This is a genomic window from Phormidium tenue FACHB-1050 (genome assembly GCF_014696925.1).
Classification (GTDB): Bacteria; Cyanobacteriota; Cyanobacteriia; order Pseudanabaenales; family Pseudanabaenaceae; genus Pseudanabaena.
Window position 1 is genome coordinate 1 of the sequence record NZ_JACJQY010000045.1, and the last position, 26,164, is coordinate 26,164.

A 26,164-nucleotide genomic window follows, 5' to 3' on the forward strand; every position below is an offset into this window, starting at 1 on the left:
TATCAAAAGTGTGCTTTAGTTGTTGAGTTGGCTCAGTCATTAAACATCGAGCTTCTTTATTTGACTACTTACTCTCCAAATTTAAACTTGATTGAGCGTCTTTGGAAATTTGTGAAAAAACAGTGTCTCTACTCAGTGTATTACCCTGATTTTGATTCTTTCAAGTTTGCTATTTCTTCTTGCCTTGCACAATCCCCTACTACTCATAAAACAGCTTTGGATTCTTTATTGACTTTACGCTTTCAGTCTTTTAAAAATGTTAAGTCTACTCCCTGTTAAGGTATAACAAAGCCCCTCTATTATCTAAAAGCAAACTAATGTCTGTCTATATCAACAACTTCAGATTCAATCTTATCAACCTGATTGCCAAATTGATAAGTAACAACTGCTTTAACTCCCCCTTGCCCAAAATAGCCAATCTTATTACTTAGATGAATATCGATCATGGCATTTTCTAAAGGCTTAAGCTCAATTTGCCTTGATGTAAATCCAAAAGGTTGTAGCTGATTATCAGCAATACTGTAAATCTCAATATTTTGAATAATTATCGTTTGATGTTTTTCTTGATGATTTTCCAAAGTTAGCAACACAGTGGCAAACCCAATATCTCGATTAGCATCAGGACGAATACCAATGGAAGGGAGCTTTTCTTCTCTAGCTAGTAAAGAGACTTTGATCATAATTTTGATAACGGGAAGTTGAGTTTCCTGTTGACGCAAAGGTTGAGTATTAACAGACATAGGTACAAAGCTACAGCCTGCCATATGAATTTGCCAACTTAAGAACCCTAAAAAAGGTAAAAGGATTTTCATTCATATACCTGATAGAGAGGCGAATATGTCGGTGTCCTGAGGTGTTCCATAGAACACCTCAGAAATTCTTTTAGTCTATGTATTAGACCATTGCACGATGGCACTTAATGACATTAGTTGTGCCCAAGTTACGTCAGCATCGCTACTTCCCCAAGGATTACGCAAGTGGAAAGTTCCATTTGTAGGATTATAGGAAGTAATCGTATAGGCATGACCATTAACCACCCCATAACCAGCACCATAGACAAAACCCGCTGTTAAAATCTGATTAGAATTAACCAAATTAATCAGTTGAGTTTGAGTCATATTGCCGACAGATTGGGAAGTAGCACTTAATCCAGTTACCTGGCGAATTACTGTATCCATCCAACCACCTTCTATAGCTGTATAGGAGCTATTTTGAGTGCCACTGTAAGTACGACTCCAACCAGATTCAGCCAACTGGGCATAGGCTTTTTCTGCTAAAGCTACCCAAAGTTCATTGCTAGTGGAAGTAACAGAGCCTCCACCCCAACCAGCATAAGCGGCATAGTTTCCGCTAGTTGGTAAGTAACGATCTACTGTGACATAATCAGCTACACCATTGTTATAAAAACGTACAGTGAAGGTATTATCACCATTGTCCGTAAACATATTCTGAATGTACTCAGGTTTTTCTTGGGCAATAGAAGCTAAAGTTGCTACATAATAACAGTCTCCCACTGCTCCTTGGACAATGTCATTAGCACTAGTACCATTTTGGAACAGAGAACCACTAGCATATTGATAGGTATAACCTGTGACTGGACGAGCAGTACCTAAGAACCACTTACCAATCAGATTTTCCATTTGGGTACCAGTACTACCGGCCGACAAGTTGCCAATCCCGGAAACAGTGTTAGCAACGTCACTATTAGCAATCTTATTAGATAGAACTTTCACAGAATCAGCCATAGTGAAGCGGGTTGAGTTACTAACAAGAGTCCGTAAGTCAATTAACTCATTGGCATCAATCACACCACTATCTTCAGCATCGCGGAAAATAGAAATCATATCATTGCGACTCAAATTACCATCAGCAGCTAAGGAACGGGTTAAAGTGATAATTTGGGCATCTCGTAGATTTTGACTGTACCAATCTGTCGGAGTTGGAGTTGGAGTCGGAGTTGGTGCAACAGCAGTAGCATTTAAGGACAAACTGTAATTAGTATTACCACTAGACTGATATACCCGCACATAATAAGTACCCGTGCTCAACAGACTGGCAATGGATTCAGAAGTGGTGCCAGTATTTGCAGAAGTGGTAATTACACCTCCAGAACTATTGAGTAATTGAACATCTGCATTAGCTGTCAAGCCTGTTAAACTCAAACTAAAGTTACTTTGTGTTCCCACATTGAAACGATAGTAATCATTGGCATCTGTACTACCTACCCAATCTTGGAAAGTAGTAGTAGATGAACTTAAAGTGACGTTACGTGCTGTTACGAGGGTGTTGCCTGCATTGTCAGGTGGTATAACAGTTGCAGATAAATTAAGGTTATAGGAAGTGGAACCACTGTAAGGTAGTACACGAATGTAATAGGTTCCAGCATTGACTTGGCGCACAATACTTTCGGCACTAGTGCCAGCATTTGCGGAACTTTGAATTAAACTGCCACTACTATTTAGCAGTTGCACATCAGCGTCAGATGTTAATCCATTCAGACTTAAGTTCAAGTTACTAGTACTTGCAACTGTAAAACGATAGTAGTCATTGGTATCTGCACTACCTACCCAATCTTGGAAAGTAGTAGTAGATGAACTTAAAGTGACGTTACGTGCTGTTACGAGGGTGTTGCCTGCATTGTCAGGTATAACAGTTGCAGATAAGTTAAGGTTATAGGAAGTGGAACCACTGTAAGGTAGTACACGAATGTAATAGGTTCCAGCATTGACTTGGTGCACAATACTTTCGGCACTAGTGCCAGCATTTGCGGAACTTTGAATTAAACTGCCACTACTATTTAGCAGTTGCACATTAGCGTCAGATGTTAATCCATTCAGACTTAAGTTCAAGTTACTAGTACTTGCAACTGTGAAACGATAGTAGTCATTGGTATCTGCACTACCTACCCAATCTTGGAAAGTAGTAGTAGATGAACTTAAAGTGACGTTACGTGCTGTTACGAGGGTGTTGCCTGCATTGTCAGGTGGTATAACAGTTGCAGATAAATTAAGGTTATAGGAAGTGGAACCACTGTAAGGTAGTACACGAATGTAATAGATTCCAGCATTGACTTGGCGCACAATACTTTCGGCACTAGTGCCAGCATTTGCGGAACTTTGAATTAAACTGCCACTACTATTTAGCAGTTGCACATCAGCGTCAGATGTTAATCCATTCAGACTTAAGTTCAAGTTACTAGTACTTGCAACTGTGAAACGATAGTAATCATTGGTATCTGTACTACCTACCCAATCTTGGATAGTAGTAGATGAACTTAACGTGATGTTACGTGCTGTTCCTAGGGTGTTGCCTGCATAGTCAGTAGCCATTTCTACTGCGGTCAAGTGACCATTTACATTGATGAAGCCACAGTCATCTTCTGCTCTAATCCGAGTCAACTCAGAAGAACTTAGGGATATGCCAAATAACAAATTTTTTGCCAGTTCGCCCTCATCGCCTTGAGTATCAGTTCCTACACGATCATCTAGCCAATGAAAAGTTTCTTCAACTAAAACTCCTGCTGCACCTAGTACTGAGTTGGTTGGAGCAGCACTAGATTGCAACAGTGCATCCGAAAGATACATTGTTTGTGTAGAACTGGCATATGCCCCAAAAGCACCATTTGTATTAGCCGCCGAAAGAATTTGGATGGAAGGTAATTGACTAAAGTCGCCTACAGACCACTGCGATCGCACAGATTGTAATTCAGATGTATTTGCCTTATTGCCAAAAACTTGAATGAATAGATCGGAATTAGCGGCTGCTTGCTGAAGTTTTTCAGTGACAACACCCAAAACATCTGAAATTTGACTTGCAAAAATTGAAGCATCACCCGCATAGCTCAAACCAAAGGTTGAGACTGCATTTTGATTTACAAACATAATATTTCCTATTCCTGATAATGGTTTACCCCCGACTTTTAGGCTAAAAACATGCAGATAAGAAAATTCATTTCACAAATAACTGCGCTGAATATTCTTAGATTTTGATGCTATAGCTTAATGATTTACATAATATCCTAAACTATTTACCTGTCAAATAAAAAAAGATATACTTTCAGTGATGGCATAAACTTAATTTTCAGCAATACAATGCATTTGTTGAATGCTCGGCACTGGTTAGTTAAAGCGAGATCGACGTATTTGCATCTTTTTTAGCGTCATGAAATGGTCGTTTCAGCCACTATCCCTGATTAGCTGACCAATGCCCAGCTAATTAAGAAAAGGTATTGCTATTTCTCTTGAATCGTATGCTATATTATAAAGCTAAGGGAATAGGAATAAAAGGCTTGGGATATCCTGAAAAACTAGTTATTAGGATGCAAACTTCCAAGCATAAATTCAATTGAAGAAGAGATAAATACATTAGTAAATTAATTTCAGGCATTCGTCAGTATGGCTGGATTTTTCTTAAATAACTGTATGTAAATCTTTTTAGAATACTTTTGCTCTAACTTTTTCTTAGAGTGAGTATCCCTATGGGATTTTTAATATTATATCTAAGGCTTGTGAGCACACAAGATTCATATTGATTCATCTCTTTAGAGTCTTGCTTGGTGATCGCAAAGTCCTAGATTTGATATTCATAGTAAGACCCTAAATTTAACGTTACTTCCGTTAAGTTAAATTTTTTATGCAAGTTCTGAAAACGGCGTTGTCATTTTTAGAACTCAATACTATTGCTGATGAATACGTTCAAATTCATCAGTACTGGAGTAGACATACGAGAAATACTTCAGAAGATTACTCATATGTCTACTCCAGACTTGATTCCGAAACAATTAGATACTACAGGTTAATCAATATGAGACTGTCAAGTCCTAGACAGATTTATGGCGTGATTACATTGAAATTTAAATGCTTATTTATCTTTAGTCTTGTTTTCATGAATATGCGATCGCCAGCTCATGCTCAAGCGATAGCTAATGACATATTTCCCACACAAACCTGTCAGCAACTAGCTAACGGACGCTATGCAGTCATCATAGATAGACCTGTCAATCAATTGCCTCAATTGCCAGAATTTTTGGCGATTTCAGTTTTGCCATGTCGCTATTTCACAGTTTCAATGACATTTCTAGGTAGTTTTGAGAATGTAAATGCATCTATTTATCGCGCTAGTCAAATCAGGCAAATGGGTCTAGATGCGGTTGTACATTCTTTCACAGATAAAAACAACAATAGCGCTCAACATTTTCGAGCTGCTGCTTTGCTGATAGAAGTACCTCTCAATGCAGACCTAGCAATTCAACAAGTGAGGATGCTAACTGGGAAGCCATCTTTTTTGGCAACCTTCAATAATCGTCCTGTGATTTTATCTGCACCACTATCTAGTCAACAGACTGCAAATATTCTTGCCAATAATTTACGCAGTCAAGGATTTGCTGCTCAATCAGTAGGGGCTATCTGGATTTCAGATTCTGATCCAGTTAATAAACCAGCAAATACTAATCAAGTCTTGTCTAATTCCTCAATTTCTCAGACTTCTACAAATGCACGAAAAGTTTATCAACTGCTTATTCCAATGGATAACAATCAAAATCTAAAACAAGCTAGCTATATTACTTCTGATGCTTTTCCAAAAATAGTTAGAGGTCGATCCTATCTTCAGATTCGTTCCTATAAAGATATAGGGAATGCCATTCGTGAGCGCGATCGCCTTAGTACAAAATTTCTAGGAGTAATTCTTGTTTCAAATTAACTCTATTTATTCCTTATGCTAATAAATTTAGAACTTACGCAAAAATACACTGAGATCCTTATTCCATCGTAGGGGAAATTCATAAATTGCTCCTAAATCTCTTTTGTTTGCGTAAGTCCTAAAATTACTAAACAAGGTGGTTAAATCCCTTGTTTAGTAATTCATTATATTGAGTTTGCTATCGGTTTACACACATACAAAATTTAGTTTGTCAAGAGGATTTAATTTTAATGTTAGCTGAGTATAGATTAGGGATAAATTTAATTTTTTTTCATTACTGGCTTGTAATATTAGTCAAAAAAGATAGGACTAGAATAATGAAGTCACTTTTTTCTAAAAATAATACCGCCAATAAGTTTGGCAATCTATTTGGCAAACTTGTAGATATTATGTTGATGTCGATATTGATTATTATAACGAATTTTTCTCTCTGTGTATTTACAATTATAGTTGTAAATTTAACAGTCAATAGCCTTTTTGGGTTTGATTTAATTAGATATTTGGCACGATTCTATTAATCTATTTACAACATCAATCTTCAAGAATATTTCATGATTAAAACCACTATATTTCAATCATAAAATATTCTCTAATTTGAGATTCTAAGAAACTCTCTGGAATCACTAAAGTCTAATTTACTTTGCAATAACTTGGAATTTTTGTAGTCTTAAACTGAAAGAGTTGATGCTGATGTGATCCCGTAATCTGACCTAAAGAAGAGTCATATGAAAGAATATCAAAAAGTTAATCAAGAAACTATTGATGTTTCTGTATACAAAAACCTTGAAGATTTTATAGCTTATGTATCTTTATGTATACGCGATGGTCTTGAACTGAGCAATTTGCTATCAATTATTGTAAAAGGACTACGACCCCTCTTAAATTACGATCGCGTAGTGGTATGTCAATTACAGTCATCGCAGTATGGCAAAATTGTTGCTGAGTCAGTCGGTAACAACTTTATGCCTATAATGAATCAACCAATTGTCGATGTTTGCATTCAAGATGATATTGTCGAACAATATTTATTAGACAAGATAACAACGATTGATGACATTTATTCCGCAGGTCTGTCTGATTTTCAAGTGGAATTACTAGAGGAATATGGGGTTAAATCATGTTTAGTTTCTCCAATTATTATTAGAGGTGATGAAAAGGATGTAGCTTCTTGTTGTAAAGGTACTGTTTCCCATAAAAATATATCCAAAAAATCTCTATGGGGTTTTTTGATTGCTCATCAATGCAGTGAACCTCGCCAATGGCAATCTAAAGATTTAAAAATACTAGATCTGCTAACGGCAGAGGTTGAATTGAGTCTTCAGCAGATGTTATCTAAATTTCAGACTCTTGCCAAAGCAATCGAATTGAAACATGCTAATTCAGCATATAGGGAGAGTGAAGAACGTTTTCAGCATTTTGCAAATAATATTCGACAGGTTATTTGTATATTTGAAATATACAGATCTAGATATGAGACTCTTTATGTTAGCCCTAGCTATGAAAATGTTTGGGGGCGCTCCTGTGAAAGTCTGTATAACGATTCATATTCTTTTATAGAGTCCGTTCACCCAGAAGATCTTGGAATAATTGTGGATACCTATAAACAACTAAGATTAGGCAATCAAACCTCTAATGAGTACCGCATTGTCCGCCCTGACGGAGAAATTCGATGGATTTGTGATCGTGCTTTTCCAATCAAAAATCACATTGGAATAGTTGATCGTGTAAGTAGGATTGCTGAAGATATTAGCGATCGCAAAAGAGCAGAAATTGAATTACTTAGAGTTAAAGAACAACTAGCATTAGTTTTAAAAAGTCCTAGGGATAGTTGATGGGATCTAAAGCTAGTAACTGATGTTGTGTGGATGGAATTATTGCGATCGCATTCGTCTAGTGCTGGCTCGGGGGCGCTTCCCTTACAGAATTAAAATTACCAAATTTAAAACTGATAATTATGAAACGAATTTTAGTTCTTGAGAATGACTTGATCATTTTATCTAATATTAAAGATTTATTGTCTTTAAACAATTTTTATGTGATTGCTCCGAGCGATGCCGTAGAAGGTTTGCAATTAGCTCAACAAGAGCAACCTGACCTAATTCTATTTGATGTGACAATGCAAAACTCGGAAGAAATTGACATTTTGGAAGCGTTACGCCGAAATAGTTTAACTTCCAAGATCCCTTTAATTCTGCTCACCTCTATGCATACAAGTGATTATTATGGCTATTTATCTTTAACTAAGCCTTTTAGATTTTCAGACTTGCTAAAGTTGATCGATATCAGTTTGGAGAAGCAAGAAATAATCAAAAAAGAAAGTACTGAAAAATTAGAAGTACTGCGGCGAAACATAACCAGCTCATTGCCACATGAACTTTTGACTCCGCTAGTTGGGATTTTAGGCACAACAGGATGCTTACTTGATAGTTATGAATATTTATCTTCTGATGAGATTCTAGTTTTAATTCGGAATATTAATGAACATGGCAATCGTATGTATCGATTAGCGCAAAATTTTATTATGTTCTCTGAGCTAGCTACAATTGAGGCTAGTTCTAAAACATGGCAGGAAGAATTTGATCAGACCGCAGTTAAAAACATTATCAGGTTTGCTGCTGAGACCAGTGCAAAAAAGACGAATAGAATCAATGATTTGACAATGAATTTACAAGAAGTGAGTATTAATATTTCACCAAATCATTTGTCGAAAGTTGTTACAGAAATTGTTGACAATGCTTTTAAGTTTTCTAAATCTGGCGATTCTGTCTATTTATCTAGTGTAGAAGACAAACAATTCTTTTATTTATATATTAGCGATCGCGGCAGAGGAATGACTAAAGCGCAAGTAGCTGATATTGGTGCATTTATGCAGTTTGATCGGGAACATTACAATCAGCAAGGTTGTGGACTAGGGTTGACCATTGTCAAACAAATTGTGAAATTGTATGGAGGTGAACTCTCCATTAAAAATGGAGTTTTTAATCAGACAACCGTTTCCATTCAATTACCTAAATGTAATCATATAGCAAAGCTTGCTTTGCTTACAGAATAAAACCCCAAAATGTTGTGGCAGGCTTTGCCTGCCACAACATTTTGGGGTTTTATTCTAGATGGTTTTCACATCCGAAGTATTATAAAAAGCGAATAATATAGCTATATCCACCTGTATCAGGACAAATAAAAACCCAAATAGTGTGAAGTGGCACGAAGCGCCACTTCACACTATTTGGGTTTAAGGATGAATAGAGCTTTGCACCGTTCATCCTTAGAAACCATTTAAGAATTACTTCCTGCGGTCAAAAACTCTAAGAGATCCCCCTCAATCCTCCTTAAAAAGGGGGAAGAATTTGGATTCTCCCCCCTTTTTAAGCACACAAGTCTAGATTTTGTCTGCACACATCGAGAACGCCCTGCACTCAAGTGCGTGCTAAGAGCTAAAACCCGTTAAAACGGGTTGATTTTGTTCAGTCATCTTTAGATGACTTTAGCTTTTAGCCAAGAACTTGAGTTCTTGGTTACTTGTGTGTACAAGGTAGCTTTTTAAGGGGGGCTGGGGGATCTAAAGCAATTCTTAAATAGGTTCTTATATATTATTTGCTGAGAACAGATGCTCTTCTTTTTTCCGCTTGGCTGATTTGTTCAGCCGTGAAAATGGTCTGTCTTTCCTCATTAGCACTCTTATTGATAGCAATGATCCTTTCCCTTTGCCCTCTTGTGAGGTTCATCGCTCTCCAAGCAGCATTGCGATCGCCCTTTTTCAATTCCGCAGCAAACCTAGTCCGTTGTTCAGGTGTCAGTTCAGCTTGAATCAGTTGCGATGTCTCTTCATTCAATTTCCTTAATTGTTGCTTTTGAGCCTCGGTGAGATTAAGAGGATTCTGGAATGACTTGCGATTTTTTTTCGCTTGACTGCGTTGCTCGACAGTCAGAATTGCTAATCTTTTTTCAGCAGTACTCTTATTGATAGCATTGATTTTGTCCTTTTGCTCTTTCGAGAGGTTGATTACTTTCCAATCAGCATTGCGATCGCCCTTTTTCAATTCCGCAGCAAACTTAGCTTGCTGTTCGGGTGTCAGTACCGCTTGAATCAGTTGCGATGTCTTTTCATTCAACGACTTGAATTGTTGCTTTTGAGCCTCGGTGAGATTAAGAGGATTTGGGGCTGGCTTTTCATTTTGGGAGACAATGCTAGGGGATACCTTGCTACTAGAAGAAGATTGAGCAGAAATAACATTAGGGATAATGGCTGCTCCAGAAATGGCTGCTCCAGAAATGGCTGCCGATATAATGGCAATGATAAGAATCTGGTTGCGATTACGAAACATAATATTAAGTTACCTTTAAAAAATTAATATCTGTGAATTCGAGCGAGAGATCCTAATTTCAGTTGAAACAAGGTGCTTTTGAGAGTCTGGGAGTGATCAGTTAATTACGTGGATAGCCCCTCCCTAACTATTCTTTGGGATTTGTGCTATACCTTTAGGGGATATGCTCGAACTTCTAAAGCAATAAAATCATCGACTAGATCTCTCAGTCTCTCTATCTCTTGCTTTACATCTAGATCTTTAGAATAGTTCTGTGATAATTTATCCCGAAGATCGTCTAGTTGGAGTGCAGTTTCAAATTGTTCCTGAGAGATTATGGACTGTTGATAGAGATGATGGATCATCAAGATACTTGACACTCTCTCAGTTGGTATTGATGTTTGTCTTGTTAGTCTTTCCATCAAAAGCTCTGCAAATAACCATAATGATAGAAATGCTGAGCTATATTCACCAGCTGCAACTAATTTAGAAATCTGATCCTGACAAGTCAATACATATGATATGGATAGTTCAAAATCTGCCATATTTCTTTCTTCTGTAGGCGGTTTATCATCCCCAGTAATGAGGAGCAGTTGCAAACCATTAAGTTCAGAAACAGTTTTAATTATTGAGTTGTAGATATCAACCGACAAATTTTCATTGTCATATTCTACCTCTATAGTAAATAAATCTTTTTCAGGTATATTATTCATCAGCAATATAGTAGGTGACTTGAAAATTTATATATTGATATTTGTAATGTTTCTTTCGCTACTTAGTTTTTCTGTATCAATTTTTGTCAAGGACATGAAATATCTTGAGAAAGATTTATATAGAAAAATCAGACTCTAAAAATATTTCCCAATCTAAATTAATTAAAAAAATATTTGTTTCTGATAGCTCATTCTCGAATAAGAAATCATTATAGTTAATCATCAAATCTTCGTTTGAGAGATCATTAGATGTAGCATTGATTTTTACATTTGGATTTCCAGAATCTTCATAGGTAGCTGTTGTTGAGACTAATTTCTTATTTTCTGGCATGGCAAGACCAACAGTATTACTCTGTGCTAGCACCAGTGAAAAAAAATTGAGTTCTCCAATTGTCAATAGAATTGACATCAGAAAAAATTGAAGAATTCTTTCCTTGTGAGACTTTTTGAGCTTTGTAGCTTGTGTGAGATTTTTCATTAAAGCTATAGCCCTTTATCAATTTAAGTAGTTGTAAAAAATTTGATTGTAGGAAAGCTTCCTATAACCATAGCAGTTTATTGATGCCATCGGATAGCATTAATATGTAGATATTTTTTATATTTTAATACTGAAGAAATTCACGACGAAACTTCTCCGTTATTTGAGCTTATTTAAGGCTTCTTCTTAGAAAAGTCAAGCAAAGCAATCTGATATGAATTTAAAGACAGCTTTGCTATGACCTTGGAGAAAAAGTATCGAAAAATTCCAAATCTAGGAGATGGAGACTCAATTGAACTAAACCTATTTCCTATTCCCATAGTATATATACTTCAATTAATCGAATTTGGCAAGAGAGTTGAAAATTTATTCGGATTTTGGAGATAATTATAGCTGAGGAAGAACTAAAGGAACAGATTATTGTCTTTTTGTAGGTATTATTACTAATGTTATGTGAAATGAAGATTTCCCTCACCCCCTCCTCTCCTCTCCCAGAGAGGAGAGGGGGAGCAAAACCCAGAGAATTCTTGTTCCCCTCGCCCTTTGGGAGAAGGGCGAGGGGGTGAGGAGCTTAGAAGCTTCCACATAACATCAGTTAAAATAAAGAACTAGATTTTAGTGGCGCGGCGAAGCCGCGCCACTAAAATCTAGTTCTTTATTAAATCGCAAAAAGCTAAGAAATTCTAATTGCTTTTTTCGAGGATTCTGATTTTAGGCGATCGCTTTTTTAATGCTCCCAAACAATTCTTGTTAATAATTCCAAGCATTTGTTTGGTAAGGCGTTATAAATATTTTTAACATTATCATCACAGTCAATCGTAAAGTCTACTAACTCTCCAGGAACTATTGGCATCAAGCTCCGATAACTCTTGGCATAAAATCTATAAACTTTACCTCCTTTAGCACGAATAAACCCTTGCTGAGATTCAACATTAAACTGAACGATTCTACCTTCTATCTCTAACATTTTCGTATCAAGTTATTATTATCTATCTGGGTTAATAGAAATCGCCAAGTGTATGAGGACATAAAATTCAAAAGATTCAAAAGAGAGTTGAGGTGCAAAGTGCCACAACTCTTCTTTGCTTCTTGATTTTGTCCTAACGAGAATGGCAATATCTATACAAAATCGAGTCCCCCCCGAATTTGCTAATTAATAGAACAAAAATATATTTTATAATGTATCACAAAATATATTATAAAAAATCAGGAAAAGCGTCTAAACATGAATATTTTAATTGTATAGATCCGATAGTTTACGGATGGACAAAGATTCCATGCTGAACAGCTATGGTAGTTGGACAGAGCATCGATATTTTTTAGGCTGGAGTTACTATTATTGCGCGGATTCCCCCCTCGCGATTTGACTAACCATTGCCTTGGCAATTATCTAAATGATTGAAATAAACTAAGTAGTTGCTATTTTCAGAATCTATGATACATTGATAATGGCTTGCTACATAGCAAGTAAAATTTTAACGAGTGGGTATTGGGAAATAAAGATTATAAAGGAGGAGGATCTTATTTATTTAGGCATTTTTGTATATTACATCACAAAATATAAATGTCTTTTTATTTTATTTTCTTTTTAAAAGACAATTAGCCAGAATCAAATAGAATCTTAATTTATTGCTTTGTAATAAATTAAGATTTGTGACCATTTAAAAACGGGTGGGAATACCAAAAAATTCAATCTAGTTTATAGGTTGTTTGATAACTATTTTTATGTATTTTATACATAATTCTTTGTAATATCTTTCTATTCAATTAAAACATCTACAAGCTTTTTAAGCCATTGCATTGCAACGTTTAGAAGGTTTTTAGCTAACGGGTGGGTAAAGAGCTAAGGCGCACTTATTGTAAGTTGTGCCAAGTCTTTGGCTTGATTTAAAAACTGCGAAAATCTGGACAAGTGGATGTTCAGATGATCTACTTCCATGGACAAATAAATGTTAACTAAAAAAGCATCTTTTAGCTACTTGATAGCTATGTATATTTTAGTATCTGCGAGTAGAGTATCGGCTCAAAATATCACTCTGTCGATTGTTAGTAACCTTATTACTAATGTTACCCAAATCAGTAATCAAAATAACATCAGTGGTATAACTCAATCAGAGACAAACTTATTTGATCGGTTGCAGAGACTAGATTTGTCCATAGAAGAAATTGATAAGGAAGTTAGCAATCCTAAGATTCCAAATATTTTTATTCATGTGAAGGGTGGAGAAATATCACCAATTAATAGATTAATCCAACTACCTAGTTATGCTAAAGAGATCCCTGATCTCCAAGCTAATCTCACTATAGAAGAGATGAGTGACCAGATCGAAAAGCCTTCAAAAACTTTGATCCCAGGAGGTCTAGCAGAAAAGGTAATTAAGCCTGCAAAATCTGTGTTCGCTATCGCTGACGAAAAAGACGCGCTTACTAAATCATTCAGGACTTACATGTCTGAAGTCCCCTCTATTAACAGGGTAATCTTAATTGGTAGAGCTAAACTGACTAATGAAGAGCTAGCGACAATTCTTCAATTTCTCGAAGGTAAATCTTTAACGATAGAACAGGTTAATGCGACTGCTAAAGAGATTACCAAGCTAAGAGCAAAATAAATGAGTGAATTTTCTAAACGTAAGATTGCAATTGTGGGCGGTGGGATCTTTGGAGCGGCGATCGCCTATGTACTTACTCGAGATGGGTTTGATGTAACACTATTTGAATCGCTTTCGATAGGCGTACATGCATCCAGTAAAAACGCGGGCAATTTAAATCCCCTCCATGGAACACCATCAGCCCTACTCCCATTTGCATTAGAATCATTTCGTCTGCATCAAGCGATCGCCGAAGGATTAGCGGAGCTAAAAAGTGCTCACTATAACTTGCTCCCTTCGCAGCGCATTCTACTAGAATTAGATAACTCTAAAAGGAAATCATTAAATAAATCTACTGATTTATTTACCAATACTGAGGGCTTTTCTGCTGAAGAGTTAGATTTTGATGATCTTCAGCAATTAGAACCTCGACTGAGTAAGGATTTTCGTTTTGGCATTCTCACTAAAGGTAGTCTCACCGTAGATAGTTATCTGCTTACGATGTCATTAGCTCAAGGAGCGGAACGTCTTGGCGCTAAATATATTTATGACTCAGTTCTAGGAGTTGTCAAGAAAGGTGATCGCATTACAGAGGTCAAAACTTATCAGGATAGTTTCGCCTGTGATGAGATTATCTTCGCAACTGGACCATGGTTAGGTGAGACTGAAGCTTGTCTCGATATTAATATTGATATAGAACCAGTAAAAGGGGAGCTTTTGCTCATGCGATTATCTGGAAAACCATTGGAATATGACTTTACTTGGGGATCGAGTTGTCTTTATAAAAGACGTAAAAATGAAGTATGGGTGGGAGGAACCTTTGAAAGCTGTAGTTTTGATATGACTCCGTCACTCAAAAACAGAGCATTGATGCTTAATCAAGCAGCACAGATTATTCCCGAAATTAGAGAAGCGCGATTGATCGAACATGTGGTTGGATTACGTCCCATGTCGAGTTCAGGATTACCAATCGTGGGTCGTGTCAATAAATGGCAAAATGCCTATCTTGCCAATGGTGGGGGCAGCAAAGGCGTATTACTGAGTGTGGGAATTGCTCAAGTAATTCGGGATTTGCTGATGGAGGGAAAGACTAAGTTGTCTGTTGAATCCTTTTTGCTAGGACAAGAAGGAAGAATAGCGCTTAGCTCCGCTCATCATTACGCTAACAGCTCACTATTTTTAATTTAACTATTTTACAGAGATACGAATGAAACACCTATGTGTTAGTTGTAAAAATGAGATTACTACAGGATTCCATCCATTTTGTGATTGTGGCGGCATGGTCGATGTCAAATATCCTCTAGAAAAAGTACATCTACACGATTCGCCTAATCCTTTTATTCGCTTTGCGGAGCTACTACCGATTGAAAGTTTTCGCGATCGCTTACCTGCCGCTAGGTATACTCCTGTAATTCATGCCACCAGACTTGGACAAAAGCTGGGGATGCCTTCACTTTATTTGAAGAATGAGACGGTATTACCCACCAGATCTACGAAGGATCGAATGGCGGCAGTATCACTTGCCTATCTTTATGAGCGAGGAGTGCGTTCGTTTTGTACATCTTCCACTGGCAATAGCTCGACCGCATACGCCTATGAGATTCAAGCATATCCAGAAATGCATCTTTATCTATTTACAGCCGAAGAATTTGTATCCCGCGTTCAACATGCAGAACATTCACAAGTAACTCATTTTGGGTTGCGTGATGCTAGTTTCGTTGATGCTTTTAAATATGCTGGGGTCTATGCCCGCGAAAACAACTTAGTTGCTGAACGAGGCTTTTTTAATATTGGTCGTCGAGAGGGTTTAAAAATGACGTTTTTAGAGGCAAGTGAACAAATTCCCCAAACTATAGACTGGTATGTGCAAGCGGTATCGAGCGCTATGGGAGTATATGGAAACTATAAAGCTGCTAAAGAACTTTATCAACTCAAACGGATCAAACATCTGCCCAAACTACTGTGCGTACAACAAGACACCTGTGCGCCAATAGTTCGCGCATTTGCCAACAATAGAGAAACGATGGCATCAGAATATGTGGTAAAAAGACCGAAGGGAATTGCCTCTTCAATTTTGCGAGGAGATCCGACGAGGGCTTATCCTCATATCAGACGGATTGTGATGGAAAGTAATGGCGCTTTTGTTGCGGTGAGTGAATTAGAAATACGAGAAGCACGTCAAGCAGTAGAAGAGTATGAAGGTATTTCTCCATGTTTTTCTGCCTCGGCTGCGATCGCGGGAATTATGAAGCTAGCTCGCAATGATAGTTTCCCTAAAAATGATGTGGTGATGATCAATGTAACTGGAGGCGATCGCGCTACAGCAGAATATCCATCGAATATCCAATGGGTAAATAATACAAACAATGGATGGATGCCAGAGGATAGATACCAGTTTCTCCTAGGCAAACGAGTTTGTACAGCGTAGGAACTTATTTTTTATTGAGGACAAATTTATGTTTAACTTCCAAAACTTTAAGACCCATTGCACAACGATATTTTCAAGGTTCCTCGATCAAGTCTTTGCATTGGAACTGTTTAAGTTTATGAACGAAAATCAAGACTTCATGGACTAGGAGTATTGGTAATTAGGTGCTACAGTTTTCTTAGTTCTGACAAAAACGATCAAAAGATTGGAAAGAATTAAAGGAATAGGTAATTCTTAGAGAATTAGTTTATCAGTCTCGTATCGTTACATCTTTAACAAAACCTATGTTTCAAGGATCAGAAATAAATCCAATATTTTGGAATAGTCCACCTCTAGTGGTTACTCCTCATACAACTGTTTTAGAAGCGATCGCCAAAATGCGTGAGGCAGATTCTAGCTACGTCTTGGTTATGGCGAGTGATGAAATTGACTCAAGAAGTGACTTGCTCGGTATTCTCACTGGAGGAGATATTATCCGAATGATCCTAAAGGGTTGTCTCTTTGACCAATTATTGGTCAAAGATGAGATGTGTAGTCCTGTGATTACGATCCAAGAATCAGAACTAACAGATCTGAATTCTGTTTTACAATTGTTATATTCTTACCAAATTAGTCGCTTGCCTGTACTAAATGGCGATCGCTTAGTCGGAGTATTGACTCAAAATGATTTAATCGACCTATTGGCGGAGAATGTTTTAGAAAGCAAGTCCTTCAAGTATAAGACGCAAAATTCTTTAAATCTTCCAGACATCCAAATCCAAGATGAGTCATGTCTTTCTTTGCTATTAGAAACATATGAAGAACTACAGATAAATGTTGAAGAGTTAAAGACTATTGAAGAAGAATTAAGGCTTCGGAATATTGAACTAGAAAACATACAGCGTCAATACCAAGATTTGTTTGATTTTGCCCCTGATGGCTATTTAGTTACCGATTGTGTAGGGTTAGTAGTCCTATCAGCCAATCTGGCGATTTGCAATTTTCTATCGATACCGAAAGAGGATTTGTATCTTAAGAACTTGCATTCGTTAGTCGATCCATCAGATATTCCATTACTTTACAGTAATCTACGTCAAGGCTTTCGTGAAAAGACCAGACTGACTTGGGAAATGTCCCTTAAACTATCTGATGGTAGTTACTGTCCAGTAGAAGTTTCAGTCTCTAAAATTCTCTGCTTACTCGATAACTCTACGACTTTACAATGGTTGTTTCGAGATATTAGCGATCGCAAACAAGCGCAGCAAGCACTTCAGGAACTCAATCAATCCTTGGAAACAAAAATTGAACAACGTACCCGTGAACTTTGGCAAGTCAACAAACTACACCGCACCATCCTCGATAGTACTGATTACTCGATTATTACCACCGATCGCAATGGTATCATTCAGGTTTTTAATCAAGGTGCTGAACAAATGTTTGGGTACAGCATGGGAGAGATAGTCGGACAGGTCACTCCTGTAATTTTTCATGATGCTCAAGAACTAGCAGAACGGGCAATAACTATCTCTGCGGAATTAGGTCAAGATATTAATGGGTTAGCGATATTTACAGCTAAAGCGTCTTTAGGAATTGCTTGTGAAGAAGAATGGACAGGTATCCATAAGGATGGATCTCGCTTTCCCATCTTGCTATCAATGTCGGCTCTTAGGGATGAAAAGGATCAAATTTTTGGGTTTTTAGGCATTAGTAAAGATGTTAGCGATCGCAAAGAATCCGAAGCGACACTCAAACAACAACTTGATGCTATAGAAGCTGCAAGCGATGGCATTGCTATTTTGCAAGACAATAAATATACCTATTTAAACAAATCCCATGTGAAGATATTTGGATATGATCAGCCTGAAGAGTTGATTGGCACAAGTTGGTTAAAGTTATATACCCCAGAAGTGATCGCCAAATTTGAGAATGAAATTTTTCCCGTGATAGATCGAGATCGCACTTGGTCAGGCGAGGCAAAGGCTCTACGTAAAGATGGATCTAGTTTTGATGAGGAATTATCTTTAACCCTCACTGATAAAGGTTCACTAATTTGTGTATGTCGCGACATTAGCGATCGCAAAAAAGCTGAATCTCTACTACAAACTACAAATCAGGAACTATTAAGAGCAACAATGCTCAAAGATGAGTTTCTCGCGAATATGAGTCATGAGCTTCGCACCCCTCTTAACGCCATCCTCGGTATTACAGAAGGTTTATCTGACGAATCCTTCGGACCACTCCAAGAAAAACAGAAGAGTATGTTGAAGGTCGTCGAAAATAGTGGCAAACATCTACTGGAGTTAATTAATGACATCCTCGATCTTGCCAAAATTGAAGCTAATGAAATGACTTTAGACTGTCAATTTTCTAATATTAAGGATATTTGCCAATCTAGTATGATGTTTGTCCGACAGATGGCAATCCAAAAAAATTTGCAGTTAGACTTAAGGGGCGCTCCATCTGAACTAGCAACATCCCTTGATGAGCGTCGTATCCGTCAAGTATTAATTAACCTACTCAGTAATGCTATCAAATTTACCCCATCGGGAGGCAAAATCACCCTAGAATACGCTCTCCATAGAGAGAGTATCTCCAATGAGAATAGTCCCCAAGCTTGGGTATCTTTGACTGTAATAGATACAGGTATCGGTATTACATCTGATAACTTGCACAAGCTATTTCAACCTTTTATCCAAATTGATAGCCCTCTCAATCGCCAATATGATGGTACTGGTTTAGGATTAGCCTTAGTCAAAAAGATAGTCGAATTGCATGGTGGATATGTGAGAGCCACCAGTGAAGTAGGTGTAGGGAGTCAATTTGCGATCGCACTTCCCTACTCAAGCAACATATCTCTACAGCCTCAAAAACCAGCAGATATCTCACCATCTCCCAGCGAAATAATTGAAAGCGATCGCGACCTCCCTCTAGTTCTGTTGGCTGAAGACAACGAAGACAGTATCTTAATGCTTACTAACTATCTAGAAGCCAAAGGTTTTCGACTAAAAATTACTAGAAATGGACAACAGGTGCTCGATCTCGTAAAAGTAGAGCCGCCAGACTTAATCCTAATGGATATCCAAATGCCAGAAGTGGATGGTCTTGAAGCAATTAAATATATCCGCAGCAAAGGTTTTACTATGCCTATTATCGCTACTACTGCCTCAGCGATGATAGCCGGTCGCGAAAAATGTCTCGCCGCAGGAGCAGATGACTACATCAGCAAACCGATTAAATTAAAGCTACTTTTTACAACAATTCAACAGCTTTACTCTAAAAAGAATCAATCAGAAAATGAATCATAATTTGATTTTTATATGTTATTATAAATATTAGGAATAGGATGTATTAAGCAAATAAACTAATAAAAAATAATTAACCAAGTATTTTTTATTGTTAATGATGCCTTTCTATGAAGTAATCTTAATTTCATAGGATATCTTCTTCCTTAATCGCCTTGTAAGTTAAATATTCCATCTTTTTAATACTCCTAGTAAATTGCTTTTCCCTAGGAAGCAATTTACTAAGTTTTTTAGAAGAATATTTCTGGAACTGTAAATAACAATAGATCACAATAATAGATCACAATTTTCCATGTGCATGATTTATCACCACTTGTTTGAGCTTAAGGGACTATAGCAGTCCTAAATCATTTGTAGATTTTTGGGGTTTGTGGAAGCGAACCCCTTCGAGGTGCACTTCCACAAACCATTTAGGATTGCTATATACAAATAAGAAATGTTTGTGTGCAAATAAATAGACATAGTTATTTGCGTAATATCATGATCAAAAACAATTGACAGTTACGCCCATAATTAATGATTTTGCACATTTCAAGAATGTTTCTTGTTTATGCTCCCCCGTAAACAAGAAACAGGTCGTAGGGCATGTTTGCCAATCGCTTCATATTAATAGCATTATGCCCTACTTTTAATTATCTATAGCAACGCAAGAGATAGTTAGGACAAATCAAAACCCAAAAGATGAGTGGCGACACGAAGTGTCGCCACTTATCTTTTGGGTTTTGATTTAAGTAAACCAATTAAGTTAAAGCTACTTTTTACAACAATTCAACAGCTTTACTCTAAAAAGAATCAATCAGGAAATGAATCATAATTTGACTTTTATATGTTATTATAAATGCAGGGAATAGGGTTATTAAGTGAATAAAAAAATACATCTAATTCTAGTAATAGATTGCTGTATTTTTGTTCTCTTAATACTTGTTGGGTAAGTATAAATTCCGTCGTTATTAACACTCCTAGTGGATGGTCATTCATAATTAATGTCATCCACTATTTTTCAGCATCTTAAAATTCTGATATTGCCAAATTTTTAAGTTTATCAATATAAATTCGCTCTGATTGTATTTAATTCAATAGTAGAAGAGCTATTTTGTCATGACATCTAAGCACGAACACTCTCCTAAAACTGCAAGTTCCGTAGCACCTACAACTCTAAATCTTCAAACCAGACCATTTGCTCCTATTGAAGCGGGCTCGACTGAATCTCCTTCAGCAGAAAAAACAGAAAAGAGTGAGTATCAACAAAAATATTCTCCAAATATATTAGAAAAACTAATCAATTCGTCGCCCCCAAAGCCAGCATCCTCAGTGCAAAGGAAGCCTGAAAATCGATTGAAAGCGATCGCGCGAAATCGTTTAATCCAAGCAAAATTAGCGATCGGAGAACCAAACGATAAATACGAAAAAGAAGCTGATGACACCGCTTCAAAAGTCGTTCAACAAATTAATACGCCGATCCAAAATCAATCTATCCAACGAGATGCATTGCCACAGGGCAATAAACTGCGAAAGAAGCCGCTACAAAGGCGCGAAAATGTAGGTGGAGGTGATGCATCAACGGAGTTGGAGTCATCAATTCAAAGAGCAAGAGGTAGTGGGCAATCGCTAGATGCAAATCTGCAAAGGTCTATGGGACAGGCGATGGGAGCAGACTTTAGTGGCGTAAAGGTACATACAGATTCGCAATCTGATCAATTAAATCAATCAATTCAGGCTAAAGCCTTTACGACAGGGCAAGATGTCTTCTTTCGGCAGGGGGCGTATGAGCCGAGTAGTCGAGGTGGGCAAGAGTTGATCGCCCATGAGTTGACCCATGTGGTGCAGCAGAATGGAGGGGCCGTGCAGCGATCGCCCCAGCAAACCACTACATCATCGGTAGGAGATGAAAGAATTCAACGTATGTTTGGATTTGGCAAGAAGAAAAAGCAAGGTTATCAGCAACTAGATGACGATAACGATCAGGAACCCCTGCTAGGTGGTAGTGAATCAGTTGAGGATGAAGAAGATGGAGTTGAAATTCAGGCAGGACCCTTATCGTATCAAGATGGCGTTGTAACTATCCCTATATGGGGCGATCAAGAACTTAAAATAGGAAGATCTGGAGTTGACTTAGAAGGAGCTTTACCATCAAAGGAATTTGCCCTCGATCTCCCTAGTCTTGATGCAAGTATTGACATACCATTTGCGCCAGGCGCATATGCTACTGCTGGTTTAGCAATTACTCCTACAGTCTCATTTACAATTTCAGGTGGTACATATTCGATCAAAACTGGAGACGAAAAGACTTTGAGCATTAGTGATGCTGGTGTAACAGGAACTATGGGCTTAGAGATACAAGCTAAAGCTGGAGTTGGATCTGGAGTTGCCAATGTTGTGGGGTTACAAGGAGGAATATTTGGAGCTTTAGGTGGTACTGCGGCATTGACAGGAACCTTAGGAGGTACTGCCAATTTTAGTACTAGGAGTTACGCTCTAAACTTAGGACTCAATGCTAGTGCAGATATAGTTGGAAAAGCTGGGGTTTTTGTAGAAGCTAAATTAATGATGTTATCAGCCGCGAAGACATATGATTTAGTTGAAAAAACGTTTGCGAATTTCTCATATACAAGAGACATTGAGCTTGGAGGTAGCCAAGGTGCTTGGTGGCCTCAAATTACAGACTTCACTAAGAAGGAATACGGTGACGTAACAACTAAAAAGAGGCTAAAGACGATAAACGGGGAAATATACGAGGAACTAATTGACGAAGACGAACCAAAGAAATTAGTTGAATCTCAGGAATTAGGGGAAGAGGTGTTTAATCCCATGCATGGAAGGACTGATTGACGAAGACGAATTAAGTTGATATTTCCCAAACTTTAGTCATGTCATTTCAAATTTATTTATAGTAGAAGTCAAGACTTCATTACCTTCGTCATCGTTTAAAGTTAATAAATCAAAAGGTACAAAATGAGACTATCAAGCGGTATAAGTTTAACATTTGGTTCAGACTATTTGGGCCCAGCAATCTTAATCGAAGGCGCTCTAAATTCAAGAATATTAACTAAAACAGAGGAATGGGAACTAGGAGAAAATCATAACGCAGCTAGAGACACCTTAAAATGCTGGAGATTATCCAGTGGCAAGTCCATTACGAGGACTACAAACCAATGTCCAGACGAGTTTTTGAATATTTTGATCAGAGAAATAGACAAAGTCCATACTACCCAGCTTCATCCTGCTTTAGTTAAAGGACTAGAGTCTGAAGCAAAGCGCCTGTTACCCAGTATCTCAACAGACGCAAACAAACAATTTCAAGAATTTCTAGCTTTACTAGATGCAGAGTTTGAGTTTAATATCAATTCAACTAAGAACAAAGATATGGCTCCATTTGTAGATGATATAGGACCATATTTATTGACAATTGTTGACGACAAGCCTGTAATTTTACCTGAAATTCCTCCTATATATTTAGCTCCAAAAGAGTGGAGATTATCAATGTGGAGGATAAATAATTATATGATTGGTCCCTTACTTATGGATGAACTAGAAGATAGCGAACGAATACAGTTTAAGGGCTTAAGCATTGCATCAGATGAATTAACCCCAGAACTAAAAGGATTATTCTATTTTCATATGGCTAGGTTTATCTTATTTTTTGAAGCTTGGCAAGGCAATCCTGATGCTCTATATTTACAAGAATTTATAAGACTTTTTAAAAGTGGGATTCGTTTCATAGGTTAAAGTGATTACACAATTTTTCACAACAATTCAACAGCTTTACTTTAAAAAGAATCGATCAGAAAACGATTCATAATTTGACTTTTATATGTTATTATAAATAAGGGAATAGGGAGTATTAAGCGAATAAATCAACAGAGCTAATCTAGTTATAGATTGCTGTAATTTTCTCTCTTAATACTTGTCAAGTATATTGTAAACTCCGTCGTTCTTAATACTCCTAGTGGACGGCTATTCACAAGAAATGCCGTCTACTACTTTCTTTTACATTTAAATCCTAGTAACACTGGAATTTATATTGAAGAAATAAACATTTCCTCTGATTACGTTTAAGTAGCTAAGATTAAATATAAAACTCCAAAAGCCTGTAGCACATGCTGCACATGCACTACAGGCTTTAAATTTGGTTTTTAAGTAATTAATCTTAGCTAATTAGGTGGCTGGGCTTAGTTATTTAGAGGATGCGTTAGTACAACGTAATACATCAATTAGGTAAGGATGATGCTCCATGCGATCGCTAATTCATCCTAAATTTAATTTCCACTATAGCGATCCTAAATGGTTTGTGAAAGTGCACCCTAAGAGGGTGCGCTTTCACAAACTCAAAAATCTACAAATGATTGAATACTGCTATATAAGAATGAGAGATCTTTAGCTGCTTTTATCTGTATTGAGATTCAACAAATATATTTGTTCACACCCTCACCATTATTGAATAGTAGAAGAGCTATCTTGATATGAAATTTAAGCACGAGAAATCTCCTAAAACTACAAGTTCTGTAGCACCTACAACTCTAAATCTTCAAACCAGACCATTTGCTCCTATTGAAGCAGTCTCGACTAAATCTCCTTCAACAGAAAAAACAGAAAAGAGTGAGTATCAACAAAAACATTCTCCAAATATATTAGAAAGACTAATCAATTCGTTGCCCCCAGAGCCAGCATCCTCAGTGCAAAGGAAGCCTGAAAATCGATTGAAAGCGATCGCGCAAAATCGTTTAATCCAAGCAAAATTAGCGATCGGAGAACCAAACGATAAATACGAAAAAGAAGCTGATGACACCGCTTCAAAAGTCGTTCAACAAATTAATACGCCGATCCAAAATCAATCTATCCAACGAGATGCATTGCCACAGGGCAATAAACTGCGAAAGAAGCCGCTACAAAGGCGCGAAAATGTAGGTGGAGGTGATGCATCAACGGAGTTGGAGTCATCAATTCAAAGAGCAAGAGGTAGTGGGCAATCGCTAGATGCAAATCTGCAAAGGTCTATGGGACAGGCGATGGGAGCAGACTTTAGTGGCGTAAAGGTACATACAGATTCGCAATCTGATCAATTAAATCAATCAATTCAGGCTAAAGCCTTTACGACAGGGCAAGATGTCTTCTTTCGGCAGGGGGCGTATGAGCCGAGTAGTCGAGGTGGGCAAGAGTTGATCGCCCATGAGTTGACCCATGTGGTGCAGCAGAATGGAGGGACCGTGCAGCGATCGCCGCAACCGACCGAAATAAGTAATGGCAAATCTCTATCGGCAGAGCCAATACAGCGAAAATTCGATCCAGCCCTACTCGATAAAATGGAAAAACACATTGGCTCAAAAGCCAGTCAGCAAAAGCTCGTATCAGGTGAAGGGCATGGTCAAGAGATGGCAGAGCAACTTGCGCGAGGAGGCGATGGAAAGAATGAAAATGTTAATAACTTTACGGCAGGCGAAGGGCAGTACAACAAGTCTTGGTTCGGATTCGGATCGGATTGGAACAAAAAAAAAGGTGGGGCAGTAGAACAAGAAGCGACACCTGAAGTGATGTCGCAGACTTTGATGAATCTGGTAAGACTGACTAAATACGACGATACTGCTTCAGCGAGCGTACTTGAATTAGCAAATGGTGGGCAAGATCTCCAAGACGAACAGATGTGGAACCTTGTCGTTGTCAACTCAAAGTTTATGTCATACATCCAAAAGGGCATGACAATCAATAAGATTATTCCCGACGAGACAGTCCAAAATGTTTTGAACATTAAGCAGAATCACGCACAATTTGGTACATCAGTGGCTGGCTCCGTTGCCCATGAGAAGAACTACGATCAAGGACTCACTGGAGAAGAGGCTACTGCCAATTTTGGGCTTGATTATGGAGGTTATAAAGATGGCACTTTGAAAGCGGATGGAACAGCGGCGGATAAATATGCTCATAGCTCGTATGTCTACGATACTGCCGCTGATGATAAAGGACGGACACTTAAAGCTGTGCCAAATGTCTTTTATATGAAAATAGCAATTCCTGACGAGAATTTAGATGGCGTTAAAGTACCAGTTCACGGCAACGTCAAGAATTGGGCTGAGAGCAAGCTATTAGATATCCAAACAACTATTGGCGATCCAGTTTTATTGCCAAAACTAGCAGAAGAAACTGGAGCGAAGGATTCAGCCGAGATGCTTACTTCTTTGTCCAAAAAGATTGAGATTCTGACTCAATTTATTGAGAAAGCCAAGGTTGATGACGGCATGTTGACAACACTTACTGCTGACCAGAAGAAAAACAAGGAAGATCCACTAACGAATATGGGTATGACTAAGCCTAGCTCTAGATTACAAACCTCATTTGGTACTGTTAACCAAGAATATCACATAGCACGATTTAATGTTCCTGAAGGTTCGGGGCTATGGCTAAAGGATGCTACTGGCGTAGACACCCTAGTAGGTCAGTTCATCCCGAATCCCGCAAATTCCAATAAACTAGAGTGGGGAAAACTGAAGGAGGTTTTGATTGGGCAGAAGCTTGGAGAGAACGAGGCTTTGCGTAGTGGGAAAGACCCTACTGGAACAGACACTAGCCCTAGTTTTTTGCAAAACCTGATGGCTCGGATGCAGGGGATTGCGGATTGGTTTCAGTAAATGTCGCGATCTGTATACCTTGATCTTCTTACTGCCGAGACTCACCTTATGC

17 protein-coding genes are annotated in these 26,164 nt (G+C 37.8%); 11 read left to right on the forward strand and 6 right to left on the reverse strand.

Features of this window, described 5'->3' with window-relative positions:
• The coding region (locus H6G05_RS20515) for a transposase (protein WP_190580960.1) at positions 1-279 on the forward strand (279 nt) is incomplete at its 5' end.
• A gap of 35 nt (positions 280-314) precedes the next feature.
• Here H6G05_RS20515 and H6G05_RS20520 read toward each other — a convergent pair.
• Positions 315-740, reverse strand: coding sequence for a hypothetical protein (locus H6G05_RS20520; RefSeq protein ID WP_190580962.1), 426 nt, complete (start codon positions 738-740; stop codon positions 315-317).
• Between the two features lie 147 nt (positions 741-887).
• The gene (locus H6G05_RS20525) at positions 888-3,881 is read right to left on the reverse strand and encodes a pre-peptidase C-terminal domain-containing protein (protein WP_190580964.1); all 2,994 of its coding nucleotides are present in this window, start codon (positions 3,879-3,881) and stop codon (positions 888-890) included.
• Positions 3,882-4,632: 751 nt separating this feature from the next.
• Between H6G05_RS20525 and H6G05_RS20530 the strand changes: the two genes are divergently transcribed.
• The 3 genes from H6G05_RS20530 to H6G05_RS20540 all read left to right on the forward strand — a co-directional run bounded on the left by H6G05_RS20530 (position 4,633) and on the right by H6G05_RS20540 (position 8,752).
• Positions 4,633-5,700 (forward strand): hypothetical protein, encoded by a 1,068-nt coding sequence (locus H6G05_RS20530; RefSeq protein WP_190580966.1) that lies wholly within the window; start codon positions 4,633-4,635, stop codon positions 5,698-5,700.
• A 725-nt stretch (positions 5,701-6,425) separates the two neighbouring features.
• A complete protein-coding gene (locus tag H6G05_RS20535; RefSeq protein WP_190580974.1) occupies positions 6,426-7,532 on the forward strand; it encodes a PAS domain-containing protein in 1,107 nt (368 codons plus the stop codon).
• Positions 7,533-7,654: 122 nt separating this feature from the next.
• Positions 7,655-8,752: a hybrid sensor histidine kinase/response regulator gene (locus H6G05_RS20540; RefSeq protein ID WP_190580976.1), complete on the forward strand. Its 1,098-nt coding sequence runs from the start codon at positions 7,655-7,657 to the stop codon at positions 8,750-8,752.
• A 538-nt stretch (positions 8,753-9,290) separates the two neighbouring features.
• Here the strand turns inward: H6G05_RS20540 and H6G05_RS20545 are convergent.
• The 4 genes from H6G05_RS20545 to H6G05_RS20560 all read right to left on the reverse strand — a co-directional run bounded on the left by H6G05_RS20545 (position 9,291) and on the right by H6G05_RS20560 (position 12,162).
• Complete coding sequence (locus H6G05_RS20545) at positions 9,291-10,025, reverse strand: hypothetical protein (RefSeq protein WP_190580978.1); 735 nt, start codon at positions 10,023-10,025, stop codon at positions 9,291-9,293.
• 146 nt (positions 10,026-10,171) lie between these two features.
• On the reverse strand, positions 10,172-10,717 hold the full coding sequence (locus tag H6G05_RS20550) for a hypothetical protein (RefSeq protein ID WP_190580980.1): 546 nt from the start codon (positions 10,715-10,717) through the stop codon (positions 10,172-10,174).
• Between the two features lie 115 nt (positions 10,718-10,832).
• Entirely contained in the window at positions 10,833-11,195 is a 363-nt protein-coding gene (locus H6G05_RS20555) for a hypothetical protein (protein ID WP_190580981.1), read from the reverse strand.
• 727 nt (positions 11,196-11,922) lie between these two features.
• The gene (locus H6G05_RS20560) at positions 11,923-12,162 is read right to left on the reverse strand and encodes a hypothetical protein (RefSeq protein ID WP_190580983.1); all 240 of its coding nucleotides are present in this window, start codon (positions 12,160-12,162) and stop codon (positions 11,923-11,925) included.
• A gap of 1,021 nt (positions 12,163-13,183) precedes the next feature.
• Between H6G05_RS20560 and H6G05_RS20565 the strand changes: the two genes are divergently transcribed.
• The 7 genes from H6G05_RS20565 (at position 13,184) to H6G05_RS20595 (ending at position 26,112) form a co-directional block, all read left to right on the forward strand.
• Entirely contained in the window at positions 13,184-13,804 is a 621-nt protein-coding gene (locus H6G05_RS20565) for a POTRA domain-containing protein (RefSeq protein WP_190580985.1), read from the forward strand.
• Positions 13,805-14,971: an NAD(P)/FAD-dependent oxidoreductase gene (locus H6G05_RS20570; RefSeq protein ID WP_190580987.1), complete on the forward strand. Its 1,167-nt coding sequence runs from the start codon at positions 13,805-13,807 to the stop codon at positions 14,969-14,971.
• 19 nt (positions 14,972-14,990) lie between these two features.
• Entirely contained in the window at positions 14,991-16,211 is a 1,221-nt protein-coding gene (locus tag H6G05_RS20575; protein WP_190580989.1) for a threonine synthase, read from the forward strand.
• Positions 16,212-16,495: 284 nt separating this feature from the next.
• A complete protein-coding gene (locus H6G05_RS20580) occupies positions 16,496-19,495 on the forward strand; it encodes a PAS domain S-box protein (protein ID WP_190580991.1) in 3,000 nt (999 codons plus the stop codon).
• Positions 19,496-20,590: 1,095 nt separating this feature from the next.
• Positions 20,591-22,321 carry an eCIS core domain-containing protein gene (locus H6G05_RS20585; protein WP_190580993.1) on the forward strand — a complete coding sequence of 577 codons (1,731 nt, stop codon included), beginning with the start codon at positions 20,591-20,593 and terminating at the stop codon, positions 22,319-22,321.
• A gap of 123 nt (positions 22,322-22,444) precedes the next feature.
• A complete protein-coding gene (locus H6G05_RS20590; RefSeq protein ID WP_190580994.1) occupies positions 22,445-23,218 on the forward strand; it encodes a hypothetical protein in 774 nt (257 codons plus the stop codon).
• 734 nt (positions 23,219-23,952) lie between these two features.
• The gene (locus H6G05_RS20595) at positions 23,953-26,112 is read left to right on the forward strand and encodes an eCIS core domain-containing protein (protein WP_190580996.1); all 2,160 of its coding nucleotides are present in this window, start codon (positions 23,953-23,955) and stop codon (positions 26,110-26,112) included.
• The last annotated feature ends 52 nt before the right edge of the window (positions 26,113-26,164 follow it).